We start from the raw sequence: 14,506 nt of genomic DNA on the forward strand, positions 1-14,506 counted from the left end.
CGGTCAGCGTGCCGTCACAGAACGGCGCCGAGGAACTCCCGCGTCCGTTCGTGCTCCGGCGCGCCGAAGATCTTGTCCGGAGTGCCGGACTCGATCACCCGACCGGCATCGAACATCAGTACGCGGTCTGAGACGTCCCTGGCGAAATTCATCTCATGGGTCACACACAGCATCGTGATGTCCGTGGTGCGGGCGATGTCCCTGAGCACGTCGAGCACACCGGCCACCAGCTCCGGGTCCAGCGCCGAGGTGACCTCGTCAAGGAGCAGGATCTCGGGGCGCATGGCCAGCGCGCGGGCGATCGCCACCCGCTGCTGCTGGCCGCCGGAGAGCTGGGTCGGATGCGCGGTGACCTTGTCGCTCAGGCCGACCAGCTCCAGCAGTTCCTTCCCGCGCTCCTCGGCCGCGGCGCGTTCCATACCGAGCACGTTGACGGGCGCCTCGGTGATGTTCTGGAGCACGTTCATGTTGGGGAACAGGTTGAACTGCTGGAACACCATCCCGATCCGCTTGCGGATGTCCCGCTGGTACTTCTCGCTCGCCGGCTTCAGCGTGCCGTCCTGGCCCCGCATGTGGGACAGCGGGGTGCCGTCCACCGTGATGGTGCCGGAGCTGACCTGCTCCAGCGTCATCAGCAGCCGCAGGATCGTGGTCTTGCCGGAGCCGCTCGGCCCGATCAGCGTCACGTGCTGGCCGCGCTCGACCGTGAAGTCCAGGTGGTCCAGGACCACATGGTCGCCGTACCGCTTGACCACCTGGTCGAACGCGACCAGGGGGCCCGCCGGGGTGTCCGCCGGCGGCTGTGCGGGATCCGTCTTGTGCAGGGGCAGGGGGTCAGTGGCCAAGGCGCTTCTCCAGCTTTCTCATCAGCAGCGAGGTCGGATAGCTCGCGAGCAGGAAGATCAGACCGGCGAGGGTGAAGGCCTCGACGTAGGCGAAGTTGTATGCCCCGTACTGCCGTGCCTCGGCGACCATCTCGGTGACCGTGATGACGGCCAGGAAGGGGGTCTCCTTGAACATGGAGATCGCGTAGTTGCCCAGCGCGGGCAGCACGTTGCGCACCGCCTGCGGCAGGATCACCGCCTGCCAGGTCCGCCTCGGGGACATCGAAAGCGCCCGGCAGGCCTCCCACTGGCCCTTCGGCACCCCGTCGATGCCCGCCCGGTAGACCTCCGACAGATAGGAGGCGTAGTGGATGCCGAGCACGACGATGCCGATGGTCAGCGGCTCGACCGTGTTGAACACGGCGTACGCGCCAACCAGTTGGACCAGCAGCGGGGTGGAGCGCACGAACTCGGTGACGGCCCGGACCGGCACGGTCACCCACCGGGTCGGCGCCCGTCCCGCGATCGCCACCGCAAGGCCGAGCACCGCCGCCACCAGCATGCCGAGCACGGTCGCGAGCAGTGTGGTCCGGAACCCGTCCCACAGCAGCGGCAGCGACTCCCGTACGGCGTCCCAGTCCCAGTCGTAGTTCACCGCGCACCTCCCGTCGGGACGCCGGCCTTCGCCACGCCCTCGGCGCCGGGCGGCCGCAGCAGCGAACGCCGCTCCGGCCGGCCGCCGATCCTCGCCTTGGCGTGCCGCTCCAGCGCGTTCATCAGCAGGGTCAGCGCGTAGGCGAGGACGAAGTAGATGACCAGCAGGGTCAGATACGCGGCCGTCGACTCACCCGTGCGGTCACGCATCTGCTGCACCACCGTCGTCAGATCGGCCGCCGAGATCAGCCACAGCAGCGGTGTGCACTTCAGCAGCTGGATCAGCAGATTGTTGAACGGCGGGATCATCTGCGGCCACGCCTGCGGCAGGATCACCCGGCGCATCCGCTGCGCCGGTGTCATGTTGAGCGCGACGGCCGCCTCCCACTGCGCCTTCGGTACGGCGTTCAGCGCGCCGCGCACCACCTCGGAGCCGTACGCCCCGTAGTTGATGCCGAACGCGACGACCCCGCAGACCAGCGGCGACATCTCGTAGCCGACGAGGATCGGGAAGGCGTAGTACAGCCAGAACAACTGCACGTACAGCGAGGTGCCGCGGAAGAACTCCACGATCACCCGGGACGTGCCGCGCGCCACCGCGAGGCGGGCGTTGGCCATGAAGCCGAAGACGAACGACAGGGCCAGCGCGAGGGCGGAGCCGAGGAGTGTGGCCGCGACCGTCACACCCAGGCCCGACCACACGTCGGGCAGATGGTCGAAGAAGTACGTGAGGAAGTCACCCATGTGCGCGGGTCCCCGTCAGGCCCTGCACAGATCGGCGGTCTTCAGGTTCGCCGGCGGAATGGTGTCCTTGCCGAACCCGTACTCGCCGATCAGCTGCACATACCTCGTCGGATCCGAAGTGATCTTCTTCAGCTCACGGTTGAAGGCGTCCCGCAGCTCCTCGCTGCCCTGCCGGAACACCGCGCCGCCGGGGCTGTACTGCTTGACACCGTCCAGCTCCGGCACGAAGGAGTCGGTGACCTCCAGGCCGCTGTTGTTCTTCGCGAGCCAGTTCAGCGAGATACCGGTCAGCAGGAACGCGTCGATCCGGCCTCCCTTGACCGCGTCGGCGCCGTCCTGCGGCTTCTGGAGCGTCTTGATGTCACCGTCGGAGATCCCGGCGCCGGTCGCGTAGCTCTTCTCCACCGCGCCCGACATCACACCGATCACCGCGCCCGCCTCCTTCGCCGAGGCCAGGTCGGTCAGCTGCTTCGGGTTGCCCTGCTTCACCATCAGCGCGGTCGGCGAGATGAACTCCGGCTCGGAGAACAGCGCCTTCTCGCAGCGCTCCGGGATGATCGCCATGCCGGCGCTGATCACGTCGTACTTGCCGGCCTGCAACCCGGGTATCAGCCCGTCCCACTCGGAGAAGGTCGGGCGCAGTTCGTCGACGCCGAGCGCCTTGAAGATCTCCCGGTGCAGGGTCGGGGCCTCACCCTTGAGCTGGTCGTTCTCCTCGTAGCCGTACGGCGCCTCGTTCGCGTACGCGACCCGTACGTAGCCCTGCTCCTTCAGCTTGTCCAGGCCGGCGGCGGCGCTGCCCGCGTCGGTCTTGCTGCACGCGGCGAGCAGGCCGGGAACCGTGAGCGCGCCACCGACGGCCGCCGTTCTCGTGAGGAAACCCCGGCGGGAGAGATGCGGGAACTCGGTCATGGACGTGCCTCCAGAAGTCGTGCCTGCCTACCGGTCGCGGCCAGTTGGCTCGCCTGCCCGATGGCCCCGGGCTATGCCACGAAGCGCGACGATGTGATGGAACGGTGACCGGAGGGAGACCTTCCCGTTGCCGTCCGGAACCGTTCGCGGTCGCGCAGGTGTGAAGGGAGTACGGCGCGGAAAGACGACCGGACATGGCCGATCGCTATGTCGAAATCGCCCTCGTGAAACGCGGCGTCACCTGCACCGCCCGGCTCCTCGACGACCGCGCGCCGGTCACGTGCGAGGCCGTCTGGCAGGCACTCCCGCTCGGCGGCGACGTGTACCACGCCAAATACGCCCGAAACGAGATCTACGCCCTCTTCGAACCCTTCGCCGCGACCGAACCCCCGCTGGAGAACCCCACGGTCACCCCGATCCCCGGCGACCTCTGCTACTTCTCCTTCGCCGGCACCGAACTGGGCGCCAGGTCCTACGGCTACGACCGTGAGGTCCCCGCCACCACCGTGGTGGACCTCGCCCTGTTCTACGAACGCAACAACCTGCTGCTCAACGCGGACGTCGGCTGGGTCCCCGGCACCGTCTGGGGCGCGATCACCGAGGGCCTCGACGAGATGGCCGCGGCCTGCACGGACCTGTGGCGGACGGGCGCGGCGGGGGAGACCCTGCGCTTCAGCCGCGCCTGAGCCCGCCCGCTCCGGGCACCGGGCTCAACTCCCCGCGCCCCCCGACTCGTACAGCGCGTGCGCCGCCCGCAGCACCAGGTCGTCCCGGTGCCGGGCCGCCACGATCTGAAGGCCCACCGGCAGCCCGGCGCCGTCCGTGCCGACCGGCACACTCGCCGCCGGCTGCTGGGTCAGGTTGAACGGGTAGGTGAACGGCGTCCACCCGGTCCAGTGCCGCAGACCCGACCCCATCGGCACCTCGACCCCCGCCTCGAACGCGGTGATCGGCAGCGTCGGCGTCACCAGCAGGTCGTAGGTGTCGTGGAACAGGCCCATCCGGCGGCCCAGTTCCATCCGTACGTCCACCGCCGCGAGATAGTCCAGCGCGCTGTACCGGTTGCCGCGGGCCCGGATCTCGCGCAGCCCCGGGTCCAGGACCTCCCGCTGCCGGGTCCCGAAGTGCTGGGTCACCCGGGACACCCCGCTGAACCACAGCGTGTGGAAGGCCTCCACCGGATCGGCCACGTCGGGGTCGGTCTCCTCGACGTACGCGCCCAGCCCCGCCAGCCGCTGCACCGCGTCCCGCACCGCCGCCGCCACGTCCGGACGTACCGCCACCTGCCCGCCCAGGGTCGGCGAGTAGGCGATCCGCAGCCCCCGCACCCCCGAGCCGAGCGCGTCCGAGTACGACAGCCCGGCCGGGCCCAGCGCCGACCAGTCCCGGGCGTCCGGAACGCCGATCACATCCAGCATCAGCGCCGCGTCCGCCGCGTCCCGGGTCATCGGACCGACATGCGCGAGCGTGCCGAACGCGCTCGCCGGATACAGCGGCACCCGCCCGTACGTCGGCTTCAGCCCGAAGATCCCGCAGAACGAGGCCGGGATACGCACACTGCCGCCGCCGTCCGTGCCCAGCGACAGCGGCCCCGCGCCGAGCGCCACCGCCGCCGCGCTGCCCCCGCTGGAACCACCCGCGGTACGGGCCGGATCGCGCGGATTGCGGGTCACCCCGGACAGCGGCGAGTCGGTGACGCCCTTCCAGCCGAACTCCGGTGTGGTCGTCTTGCCGAGGAACACCGCCCCGGCCTCCCGCAGCCGCGCCACCGAAGGCGCGTCCGCGTCCCAATTGCCCTCCGGATCAACGGCCTTGGAGCCGCGCAGGGTCGGATGCCCGCGCAGCAGCAGGATGTCCTTGACGGTCACCGGGACACCGTCCAGCGGCCCGATCGGCTCCCCGCGCTGCCACCGGGCGGCCGACTCCCGCGCCCCCTCCAGCGCCTCGTCCGGCAGCAGCCGCACAAACGCGTTGACGGCCGGCTGGATCTCCTCGGCCCGCGCGAGCGTCGCCCGGACCGCGTCCACCGGGTCGAACTCCCCCTTGCGGTACCCGTCCACGAGTCGTACGGCGGTCAGCTCGGTGAGTTCCATGCGCCCTCCCGGGAGACTCAGTGGCCGGGGACGTACCCGCGCTTCTTGTCGACCACGTTGGCGAGCGGCCGGCCGGCCGCCCAGCCTTCGTACAAGTCCACGAACTGGACCGCGAGTTCGTCCCGCCAGCCCACCGTGTCACCGCTCATGTGCGGGGACACGATCAGACCCGGAACCCCCCACAGCGGGCTGTCCTCGCCGAGCGGCTCCCGCGCGAAGACGTCCAGCGCGGCACCGGCGATCCAGCGTCTGCGCAGCGCCTCCGCGAGATCCTCCTCCACGACCAACTGCCCGCGGCCGACGTTCACGAACCACGCCGACGGCTGCATCACACCGAACCGGCGGGTGTCGAACATGCCGTGTGTGTCGTCGGTGAGCGGGGCCGCCGCGATCACCCAGTCCGCGCGGGCCATCAGCCGGTCCAGGTCCTCCGGGCCGTGCACACCGGAGCGCGCCGCGCGCCCGACCAGCGCGGTGGTCACCCCGACCGCCTTCAGCATCCGGACGATCGCCCGCCCGATCGGGCCCGAACCGACCACGACCGCACGCGTACCGGCCACCCGCCGGGTCTCCCGGTGCCGCCAGGTCCGCTCCCGCTGGAGGTCGAGCGTGCGCGGCAGGTCCTTCGCCGCCGCGAGGACCAGGGCGGTGACGTACTCGGCGATCGGCTCGTCGAAGATGCCGCGCGCGTTGGTCACCACCGTGTCGGAGGCGGCGAGTTCGGGACACATCAGATGGTCCACGCCGGCGCTCGCCGTGTGCACCCAGCGCGGTCTCGGACCCGTTCCGGGCCACGCCGCACGGACCGCGTGCGAGGTGAAGTCCCAGACCAGCAGGGCGTCCGCGGCCGGCAGCCGCTCGGCGAGCCCGTCCGCGTCGGTGTGCACGATCCGTGCCTTCCCGGTGAGCCGCCCGAGCCGGGGCGGCGGGTCGGCGTCCAGGACGAGCAGGGTCGGAAGGGGCGTGGCGGGAGTCATCGACAAGCCGGTTTCCTCCGGGATTTACCGGGGGGTTACATGGGCGGATTGACCACGCTCGCACCCGAACCTACCTTCGTCAACACGGGCACTGTTCCTGGGTCCGCACCCTCGCCCTCACGTGAGGCCGGTGTCGATTTGATGGATGTCACCTTCCTCGGCGGCCCCCGCGCCCAGCGCGGTGTCGGAGTGGTCGCCCCTTTTGACTTCGCACTCGATCGCGAGCTGTGGCGATGGGTGCCGGACGACGTCTCGCTGCATCTGACCCGAACACCCTTCGTGCCGGTCGAGGTCAGCCTCGACCTGGCACGACTGGTCAGCGAGCACGAGACACTCGGCGACGCCGTGCGCACACTCAACGCCGTCGCGCCCGAGGTCGTCGCGTACGCCTGCACCTCGGGCAGTTTCGTCGACGGCATGGCCGGCGAGAGCGCGATGTGCGCGGCGATGACCCTGGCCGGGGAGGTGCCGTCGATCACCACGTCGGGGGCGCTCCTGGACGCCCTGCGCGAGCTGGGCGTACGCCGTCCCGCGCTGGTCACGCCGTACACCGGGTCGGTGACCCGGGCGCTGGAGCGGTATCTGGCCGAGGCCGGCATCACGGTCACGGGCTGCGCCTTCATGGGTCTGACCCGGCACATCTGGAAGGTGCCGTACCGGGACGTCGTCGACATGGCCCGCCGGGCGGTACGGCCGGGCGAGTCCGACGCGCTCTTCCTGTCCTGCACGAACCTGCCGACGTACGACGTCATCCCGCAGCTGGAGGCCGAGCTGCGGATCCCCGTGGTCTCTGCCAACCAGGTGACGATGTGGGGTGCACTGCGTCGGCTGGGTACCCGGGCAGTGGGGCCGTATCAGGCGCTGCTCGACGAGAGCGCCCGTGCGTGGCCCCCCGTACTGCCCGAAGAGCAGCAGGAAGGCTGGACATGACTTCACTCGGATTCCTCTACCCGGGCCACTCCGCCGAGGACGACTATCCCCGCATCGAGCAGCTGCTGGGCAGTGACATCCGACTCGACGTGGTGCACACCGACATCGGCGAGGACGCCCACCGGGTGGACGCGCTGCTGCGCATGGGCGCGCCCGAACGCCTCACCGCCGGCGTCGAAGAACTCCGGCTCACCGGCGCCGAGGCCGTCGTCTGGGCCTGCACGAGCGGCAGTTTCGTCTACGGCTGGCAGGGCGCCCACGACCAGGTGGGCGGGCTGGCCCGCGCGGCCGGGATGCCGGCGTCGTCGACGTCCTTCGCGTTTGTGCACGCGGCGCAGGAGCTGGGCCTGACCCGGGTCGCGGTCGGAGCGACCTACCCGGAAGACGTGGCGACCCTCTTCGCGAATTTCCTGGACGAGGGAGGTGTGACGGTCACCGCGGTCAAGAACGCCGGAATCATCACGGCGGCCGAGGTCGGCACGTGGGGCGAGGGCGAGGTGCTCGCGCTGGCCCGCGCGGCGGACACCCCGGACGCGGAGGCGGTCCTCCTCCCGGACACGGCCCTCCACACGGCGGCCCACATCCCCCTCCTGGAAAAGGAACTCGGCAAGCCGGTCCTCACCGCCAACCAGGTAACCGTCTGGGAAGCCCTACGCCTGACCTCCCGCCGCGTGAACACCCCAGACCTCGGCCACCTCTTCACCAGGCAACCCATCATCCAGGCGTAACCGCCCCCCAGGGCCGCGGGGAACTGCGCGACACGCCACGACGACGCCGCACTGTCACGACAACCGTCCCCCCCAGGGGCGCGGGGAACTGCGCGAACGACCACGACGGCGCCGCACCCGACAACACCACCCGGCGTGGGGGCTGGACCGCGGGGCGTCGCGCAACCCGGCGCGACGGGGTGCCGCCGCGCCCACCCGTGCCGCCCAGCGGCACGCCTGCCCGCGGCGGCGGCAGGCTTTGCTTTCAGGGGCGCGGGGAACTGCGCGAACGGCCACGACGGCGCCGCACCCGACAACACCACCCGGCGTGGGGGCTGGCGCGCGGGGCGTCGCGCAACCCGGCGCGACGGGGTGCCGCCGCGCCCACCCGTGCCGCCCCAGCGGCACGCCTGCCCGCGGCGGCGGCAGGCTTTGCTTTCAGGGGCGCGGGGAACTGCGCGATCAGCCCCCGCCGGGCCCGCACGTGCCATAGGGAATAAGCGGGGACTGTCTCCTGTTAACGGCGGGTACGTGAAAGTAGCCGGTACTAACAGGAGGCACCCCGTGGCGGAAGACGAGATCCGGGGCAAAGCGCAGGGCACCGCACCCACCCCCCTCTCCGTCCTGGACCTGGTCACAGTAGGCGCGGGAAAGACCGCCACGGACGCCCTGGCGACCAGCGTCACCCTCTCCCGCCTCGCGGAGACCCGAGGATTCCACCGCTACTGGGTGGCCGAGCACCACTCCATGCCCGGCGTCGCCTCCACCTCCCCGGCGGTGATCCTCGCCCACCTCGCCGCCCACACCACCCGGATCCGCCTGGGCTCGGGCGGCGTCATGCTCCCCAACCACGCCCCCCTGGTCATCGCGGAGCAGTTCGGCACGCTGGAGGCCCTGGCGCCGAACCGCGTGGACCTCGGCCTGGGCCGAGCCCCCGGCACCGACGGCGCCACCGCCGCCGCCCTGCGCCGCACCGACACCCTCAACGAGGGCGCCGACGACTTCCCCCAGCAGCTCGCGGAGCTGATCCGCTTCCTGGACGACGACTTCCCCGACGGCCACCCCTACCACCGCATCCACGCGGTCCCCGGCCCGATCCAGGCGACCTCCCCCGGCGGCGTCCAGTCCCCGCACCGCCCGCCGGTCTGGCTGCTCGGCTCCTCCGGCTTCAGCGCCCGCCTCGCGGGCATGCTGGGCCTGCCGTTCGCCTTCGCCCACCACTTCTCCGCACGGAACACCATCCCGGCCCTGGACCTCTACCGCGAGTCCTTCAAGCCGTCCGCGCTCCTCGACGAGCCCTACGCCCTCATCGGCGTCTCCGCGCTCGCCACCGAGGACCCGGCCGAGGCCCGCCGCCAGGTCCTGGCCGCCGCCCTGAACATGGTCCGGCTGCGCACCGGCCGCCCCGGCCTCGTCCCCACGCCGGAGGAGGCGGAGGCGTACGAGTTCAGCCCGATGGAGCGCGACTTCATCGACTCCTGGAACGCCAACGTCATCCACGGCACCCCCGACGAGGTCGTCACCGGCCTCGACGACCTCCAGAAGCGCACCGGCGCCGACGAGCTGATGCTCACCGCCAACGCCCACAGCGGCGACGTACGCGTGCGTTCCTACGAACTCATCGCGGACGCCTACGGTTTGCCGACCGCCTGACCCGTCGGACAGGCCAGCAACTCGGAGATACGATCCGGCGGCACCGGCCGTGAGTACAGCCACCCCTGACCGGTGTCGCACCCGATCCGCCGCAACCGCCCGGCCTGCGCGGACGTCTCCACGCACTCGGCGGTCACGGTCAGCCCGAGCCGGTGGGCGAGCTGGATCATCGCCTCGACGACGACCTCGTCGGCGGGGTTGGTCCCGGCGGCGCCCGCTTCCCGCTCGTCGTACTGGAAGCCCCGTACGAACGACCCGTCCAGCTTCAGCACCGACACCGGCAGCCGGCTCAGATACGCGAGGTTCGAGTAGCCGGTGCCGAAGTCGTCGATGGCGATGCGTACGCCCATGTCGCTGAGCGCCTGGAGGGCCTGGAGCGGCCGGCCGGACGAGCCCATCACCGCGGACTCGGTCAGCTCCAGCTGGAGCAGATGCGGCGCGAGACCGGTCTCGGCGAGGATCCGGGCCACGTCGGCGACGAGGTCGGAGTCCCAGACCTGGCGCACCGCCACGTTGACGCTGACGAAGATCGGGTCCTCGCCCGGGTGGTCCAACTGCCAGCGCCGCGCCTGGCGGCACGCGGTGGCGAGCACCCACCGGCCGAGCGGCACGATCGCGCCGTCCTCCTCGGCCAGTGTGATGAACCGATTCGGCGTCAGCATGCCGAACTGCGGGTGGTTCCAGCGCACCAGCGCCTCCACCCCGCTGAGCCGGCCGTCGGCCATACCGACCAGCGGCTGGTACTCCAGCACGAACTCACCCCGCTCGATCGCGGGACGCAGCGTGGAGGAGAGCGCCTGACGGGTCACCCGGTGTGCGTTGCGCTCCGGGTCGAAGAGCGTCCAGCGGTCCTTGCCGTCCGCCTTCGCCCAGTACAGCGTGGTGTCGGCGGCCTGCATCAGACCGGTCGCCGAGGTGCCCGTCGCGAGCCGCTCCACGACCCCGATCGACGCCGAGACGGACAGCCGCCGCCCGGAGATGTCGAAGGGCGCCTGAAGGGCCGTGAGCACCGACTCCGCGAGGTCGGCGAGCTGTTCGGTGCCGGTGGAGTCCTCGACGAGCAGCGCGAACTCGTCGCCGCCGAGCCGCGCCACCAGCGGCTCGCTGGCCCGCTGGTGACCGGCCTCGTCCGCGCAGCGGGTGAGCCGCTCGGCGACGGCCGCGAGCAGCCGGTCGCCGACCCGGTGGCCGAGGGTGTCGTTGATGGCCTTGAAGCCGTCCAGGTCCAGGTAGCAGAGCCCGATCCGGCCGGTGCCGCCGGTCACCTCCGGCTCGGCCTCCAGCGCGGCCGTGAGCCGCTCGAAGAACAGCGCGCGGTTGGGCAGCCGGGTCACCGGGTCGTGCATCTGCAAGTGGCGCAGCCGGGCCTGGAGTTCACGGTGGGCGCTGATGTCGCCGGCCGAGAGCAGCACCGCCCGCGGGTCCTCGGGCAGCGGCGCCACGGTGACCTGCACCCACACCGCGTGGCCGTCGCCGGGGTGCTTGAGCCGGCGGGTGCAGCGCAGTCTGGCCTGCCGGCCGCGCAGCACCTCGCGGTAGGCGTGCCAGGTGCGGGCGTCGGAGGTCAGGTCCATCAGATCGGCGGCGACCCTGCCGGCCAGCCGGTCCGGCGCGCTGCCGAGCAGCTCGCCGAACATGTCGTTGGCGCTGAGCACCAGACCGTCGCGGCCCACGACGGCCATCGCGAGCGGCGCCGACGCGAAGGCCGAACGGTAGGGATCCGCGCTGGATCGGTCGGGCCGCGCGGGGTCGTCGACGGTGCGACGAGCCGCGTCGGGCTCACTCTCTGTGACGGCCGGCCGGATGAGGTCTGCCGCGGGCGTCGGCCCTTCGGACGTTCCGCTCACCGCTCGCTCCCGCAGTGCACTCGATGTGCTCGATCTCTGTCCCGGGCAGGAAAGTGTCAGGAAAGTGGGTGCCGATCATAGAGGTTGGTCCCCGGCCCTTCCAGCCACTATCCAGTGTCGCGGATCGCCTGACTGTCCTGACAGATCGTTTCTGCCCGTGCGGGGGCCGCTTTCCACAACCCTCGACCGATTGTGACGGACCGTGAACATTTCGGGGGTGTCGATCCCGTCTGCGTGAGCGGCTCCTCACTCGTCCGGTGCAGACAAACAGGGCATACAACATGAAATTCCCACAGTCTGGATGCGGTGTCCCAAGATCCGCATCCGGAGGTATCTGTGCCGCGTCAGTTTCCGCGCCCCCGACTGCGCAGCACCGCGGCCGTGTTCACCATCATGTCGGCCCTGGCCGCCACGTCCCTGATCACCGCGCCCTCGATCGCCGAGCCCTTCACCGCCTCCCCGTGCGCCCTCACCCGCACCGACGCCCACCACTCCGAGGGCCTCGACACCTGGAACGCCGCCTATCCGCGGCCGACCCGCTCGCTGGACGCCGTGATGGTCTTCCTGTCCTTCCCGGACTCGGCGCCCCGGGCCACCGTGGCCGACCTGACCGCCGATCACTTCCCGGCCACCGCCGAGTTCTTCGCCCGCTCCTCCTACGGCCGCTTCGCGCTGCGCCCGCACCCGCAGCCGCAGTGGATCCGGATGCCGCGCCCCTCCACCGCGTACGCCATACAGCGTGACTGGAACGCGGTGCACCGCGCGGCCTATCTGCGCGACGCGCTGGCCGCGGCCGACGGCCAGGTCGACTTCTCCCGCTACGACGTCGTCTACTTCGTCGCCGACCCGGACGCGCCCGGTGTGGACTCCGACGCCACCAAGGTGGTCAACCTCAACACCCCGCTGACGGCCGACGGCACCGACATCCGACGGGTCGTCACCGTGTTCGAGAAGCATCCGCCGGACCGGCTGGTGCTGGCCCACGAGACCGGGCACGTCTTCGATCTGCCCGACCTCTACCACCGGCCCGTCGACGGCCGCGGCGACTGGGACACGTATGTCGGCGACTGGGACCTGATGGGCAGCCAGTTCGGACTGGCCCCGGATCTCTTCGCCTGGCACAAGTGGAAGCTGGGCTGGCTGGACGACCACCAGGTGACGTGTGTGCCGGGCAGCGGCCCGACCCGGCTCACCCTGGAGTCCCTGGCGGCGGGTCCGGACGTGCCGGTGACGGGCGCGGCGGGGACGCCGGCGTTCGGCACGGGCCGGGGCGCGAAGCTCGCGGTGGTCCGCACCGGCCCGGACAGCGCGCTCGCCTTCGAGGCCCGCGGCGCCCTCGGCAACGACGCCGCGGCCTGCCGGCAGGGGGTGCTGGTCTACCGGGTGCGCGGCGACGCCGCCTCCGGCGCGGGCCCGGTCCAGGTGATCGACGCCCACCCGCGCACCTCGGCCTGCTGGGAGAGCTCCGTGTACCCACCGCTCGCGGACGCCCCGGTGGAGGTCGGCGAGAGCTTCACGGTCCCCGGCGAGGGCGTCCGCGTGGAGGTGGAGGACCGCACGGCTACGGGGGCCTGGACGGTACGGATCACGCCGGTGGGCTGATCGCGCCGGTGGGCCGAGAACAACGATGGCGGGTGGTCCTCGCGTCTCCGCGAGGACCACCCGCCATCATCATCGTGCGCCGCCAGGGACTCGAACCCCGGACCCGCTGATTAAGAGTCAGCTGCTCTAACCAACTGAGCTAGCGGCGCCTGCTGACGTCGTAGACCTTAGCATCCTGATCCTGGGGACGAGAAATCGATATACGCACCGCGGAGCGGGCGGCCCGCACCGCCGCCCACAGCAGGATTTCCGGGCCCGGGAGCCACGGGCGGCGGGTGTCGGGGGCGACCAGCCAGCGGTTGTCGAACGGGCCGGGGACGGCGTCCGCGCCGGTCGGGGCGGGCACGGTGACCGCGTCGCCGGTGCCGTGGCAGAGCAGCGGCGGGATGCCTCCGGTACGGCCGCCGCCGGGCCCGGTGTCCTCCGCGCGGGCGCCCCACTCCTCCCAGTGCAGCAGCGACGGCAGGCGCTGGGCGGTGCCCGGTAAGGCGAACAGCAGCATGCGGCCGCGGAGCACGGCGACCGGGCCCGAACCCGGCCCCTCGTTCCACAGCCGGTCGAGCATCCGGCGGCCGAAGATCGCGGGGGCGCTCACCACGTCGAAGGCGGTGCCACAGGGGAGCACCACGGGGGCGTCCGGGCGCTCGCGCCAGAGGGCGAGGGTGCTGCGCGGGTACGGCAGGGCGGAGGCGAGCCAGGCGGCGCCGTCCGGGGTGACCCCGCAGACGTCGGCGGGGTCGGCGAACGGGGGCGGGGCGAGGGGTTCGTTCCGAGTGCGGCTCATGTCCACCAGATGTACCCGGCGTGAGCGGTTGATCTCTGTGGGTTGCCGGAATCCGGGACAGGAGGGGGTGGGAGGAGGTACCTTGCCCGCCCGGCATATGCCAGGCGGGCCGGTGTCCGGCTCAGACGGGGTCCACGTGTCCCCGGCCGCTCTCGACACCCCGCATCAGATCCCGGCCGAACTCGACCATCTTCTTCGCATAGTCCTCGGTCCACTCGGCCTGTTCGGCGATGTCCGCCGGGGTCAGCCGGTCGAACCGGCGCGGGTCGGCGAGCTGTGCCGCCGCCATCGCCTGGAACTCGACCGCACGGTCGGCCGCGGCCCGGAACGCCTGGGTCAGCTCGGTCGCCCGCGTCAGCAGCGCACGCGGGTCGTCGATCGACTCCAGGTCGAAGAAGTGCTCCGGGTCGGCCGCCGCCTGCATCGGCTCGAAGAGCAGGGGCGCGGGGCGTAGCCGCGGTTCATTGCGACGCGGCGTGGGCTCCGCCATGTCTGTTCCTCCTCGTACGGTCGGTGGCGCACCCGCGCTCGAACACCGCGGGCCACCGTCCATTGTCTCGCGTGTGCGCAAGGGGGCAGATGTGAGCCCACTCGCGCCGACGGACGGCACACGTGTGCCCGCCTCGCCGTCCGGCGGTGGGCTTGAGGTGGGGCCGGTCATGGTCGCCAAGTCACCCGGTGCTGGGCCAAGTGCGACAGCACCGCGTGATTGGCCTCCCACCCGTCCGGGCTGCATCCATTGGCCGCCTCCGGCGGCGTGCCGGACTCCGTCCGGCGGT

14 protein-coding genes and 1 tRNA gene are annotated in these 14,506 nt (G+C 71.5%); 5 read left to right on the forward strand and 10 right to left on the reverse strand.

From position 1 onward, the window contains the following. Nucleotides 1–14 precede the first annotated feature (14 nt). From ehuA to ehuB, 4 genes are read right to left on the reverse strand one after another with little or no spacing between them, the layout of a single operon-like run. Entirely contained in the window at nt 15–845 is an 831-nt protein-coding gene (gene ehuA / locus ACIQAC_RS24565; protein WP_402194163.1) for an ectoine/hydroxyectoine ABC transporter ATP-binding protein EhuA, read from the reverse strand. Then, on the reverse strand, nt 835–1,479 hold the full coding sequence (ehuD, locus tag ACIQAC_RS24570) for an ectoine/hydroxyectoine ABC transporter permease subunit EhuD (protein ID WP_402194164.1): 645 nt from the start codon (nt 1,477–1,479) through the stop codon (nt 835–837). The genes ehuA and ehuD overlap by 11 nt, the downstream gene beginning before the upstream one ends. After that, a complete protein-coding gene (ehuC, locus tag ACIQAC_RS24575; RefSeq protein WP_402194165.1) occupies nt 1,476–2,222 on the reverse strand; it encodes an ectoine/hydroxyectoine ABC transporter permease subunit EhuC in 747 nt (248 codons plus the stop codon). The genes ehuD and ehuC overlap by 4 nt, the downstream gene beginning before the upstream one ends. Before the next feature lie 15 nt (nt 2,223–2,237). Then, nucleotides 2,238–3,134, reverse strand: coding sequence for an ectoine/hydroxyectoine ABC transporter substrate-binding protein EhuB (gene ehuB, locus ACIQAC_RS24580; protein ID WP_402194166.1), 897 nt, complete (start codon nt 3,132–3,134; stop codon nt 2,238–2,240). 194 nt (nt 3,135–3,328) lie between these two features. On the opposite strand from ehuB, the gene ACIQAC_RS24585 reads away from it, so the two are divergent. After that, nucleotides 3,329–3,820, forward strand: a complete 492-nt coding sequence (locus ACIQAC_RS24585; protein WP_402194167.1) for a DUF3830 family protein — start codon at nt 3,329–3,331, stop codon at nt 3,818–3,820. 24 nt (nt 3,821–3,844) lie between these two features. On the opposite strand, the gene ACIQAC_RS24590 is transcribed toward ACIQAC_RS24585, so the two are convergent. Next, a complete protein-coding gene (locus tag ACIQAC_RS24590; protein WP_402194169.1) occupies nt 3,845–5,227 on the reverse strand; it encodes an amidase in 1,383 nt (460 codons plus the stop codon). A 17-nt stretch (nt 5,228–5,244) separates the two neighbouring features. Then, nucleotides 5,245–6,204 carry a D-2-hydroxyacid dehydrogenase gene (locus tag ACIQAC_RS24595; protein ID WP_402194478.1) on the reverse strand — a complete coding sequence of 320 codons (960 nt, stop codon included), beginning with the start codon at nt 6,202–6,204 and terminating at the stop codon, nt 5,245–5,247. 141 nt (nt 6,205–6,345) lie between these two features. On the opposite strand from ACIQAC_RS24595, the gene ACIQAC_RS24600 reads away from it, so the two are divergent. The 3 genes from ACIQAC_RS24600 (at nt 6,346) to ACIQAC_RS24610 (ending at nt 9,494) form a co-directional block, all read left to right on the forward strand. Beyond that, complete coding sequence (locus tag ACIQAC_RS24600; protein WP_402194170.1) at nt 6,346–7,134, forward strand: decarboxylase; 789 nt, start codon at nt 6,346–6,348, stop codon at nt 7,132–7,134. After that, nucleotides 7,131–7,862, forward strand: coding sequence for a decarboxylase (locus tag ACIQAC_RS24605; RefSeq protein ID WP_402194172.1), 732 nt, complete (start codon nt 7,131–7,133; stop codon nt 7,860–7,862). Before ACIQAC_RS24600 ends, ACIQAC_RS24605 begins: the two co-directional genes overlap by 4 nt. A gap of 543 nt (nt 7,863–8,405) precedes the next feature. Next, nucleotides 8,406–9,494 carry an LLM class flavin-dependent oxidoreductase gene (locus tag ACIQAC_RS24610; RefSeq protein WP_402194173.1) on the forward strand — a complete coding sequence of 363 codons (1,089 nt, stop codon included), beginning with the start codon at nt 8,406–8,408 and terminating at the stop codon, nt 9,492–9,494. Here ACIQAC_RS24610 and ACIQAC_RS24615 read toward each other — a convergent pair. Beyond that, nucleotides 9,473–11,341: a putative bifunctional diguanylate cyclase/phosphodiesterase gene (locus ACIQAC_RS24615; protein ID WP_402194174.1), complete on the reverse strand. Its 1,869-nt coding sequence runs from the start codon at nt 11,339–11,341 to the stop codon at nt 9,473–9,475. The genes ACIQAC_RS24610 and ACIQAC_RS24615 overlap by 22 nt on opposite strands. A 336-nt stretch (nt 11,342–11,677) precedes the next feature. Between ACIQAC_RS24615 and ACIQAC_RS24620 the strand changes: the two genes are divergently transcribed. Beyond that, a complete protein-coding gene (locus tag ACIQAC_RS24620; RefSeq protein ID WP_402194175.1) occupies nt 11,678–12,943 on the forward strand; it encodes a M6 family metalloprotease domain-containing protein in 1,266 nt (421 codons plus the stop codon). A 75-nt stretch (nt 12,944–13,018) separates the two neighbouring features. Here the strand turns inward: ACIQAC_RS24620 and ACIQAC_RS24625 are convergent. The 3 genes from ACIQAC_RS24625 to ACIQAC_RS24635 form a co-directional block, all read right to left on the reverse strand. Further along, nucleotides 13,019–13,092, reverse strand: a tRNA-Lys gene (locus ACIQAC_RS24625). Next, a complete protein-coding gene (locus ACIQAC_RS24630; RefSeq protein ID WP_402194176.1) occupies nt 13,083–13,727 on the reverse strand; it encodes a bifunctional DNA primase/polymerase in 645 nt (214 codons plus the stop codon). The genes ACIQAC_RS24625 and ACIQAC_RS24630 overlap by 10 nt, the downstream gene beginning before the upstream one ends. A 121-nt stretch (nt 13,728–13,848) precedes the next feature. Then, nucleotides 13,849–14,217, reverse strand: a complete 369-nt coding sequence (locus ACIQAC_RS24635; RefSeq protein WP_402194177.1) for a hypothetical protein — start codon at nt 14,215–14,217, stop codon at nt 13,849–13,851. Nucleotides 14,218–14,506: the final 289 nt, after the last annotated feature.

It is taken from the genome of Streptomyces sp. NPDC088387, assembly GCF_044753385.1.
Taxonomy (GTDB): Bacteria; Actinomycetota; Actinomycetes; order Streptomycetales; family Streptomycetaceae; genus Streptomyces.

Bases quoted from the DNA above. Each gene is read 5' to 3' on its own strand.
- ACIQAC_RS24585 (WP_402194167.1), top strand. From the start codon at position 3,329: ATGGCCGATCGCTATGTCGAAATCGCCCTCGTGAAACGCGGCGTCACC.
- ehuB (WP_402194166.1), bottom strand. From the start codon at position 3,134: ATGACCGAGTTCCCGCATCTCTCCCGCCGGGGTTTCCTCACGAGAACG.
- ACIQAC_RS24630 (WP_402194176.1), bottom strand. From the start codon at position 13,727: ATGAGCCGCACTCGGAACGAACCCCTCGCCCCGCCCCCGTTCGCCGAC.
- ACIQAC_RS24590 (WP_402194169.1), bottom strand. From the start codon at position 5,227: ATGGAACTCACCGAGCTGACCGCCGTACGACTCGTGGACGGGTACCGC.
- ACIQAC_RS24605 (WP_402194172.1), top strand. From the start codon at position 7,131: ATGACTTCACTCGGATTCCTCTACCCGGGCCACTCCGCCGAGGACGAC.
- ACIQAC_RS24600 (WP_402194170.1), top strand. From the start codon at position 6,346: ATGGATGTCACCTTCCTCGGCGGCCCCCGCGCCCAGCGCGGTGTCGGA.
- ACIQAC_RS24595 (WP_402194478.1), bottom strand. From the start codon at position 6,204: ATGACTCCCGCCACGCCCCTTCCGACCCTGCTCGTCCTGGACGCCGAC.
- ehuC (WP_402194165.1), bottom strand. From the start codon at position 2,222: ATGGGTGACTTCCTCACGTACTTCTTCGACCATCTGCCCGACGTGTGG.
- ACIQAC_RS24635 (WP_402194177.1), bottom strand. From the start codon at position 14,217: ATGGCGGAGCCCACGCCGCGTCGCAATGAACCGCGGCTACGCCCCGCG.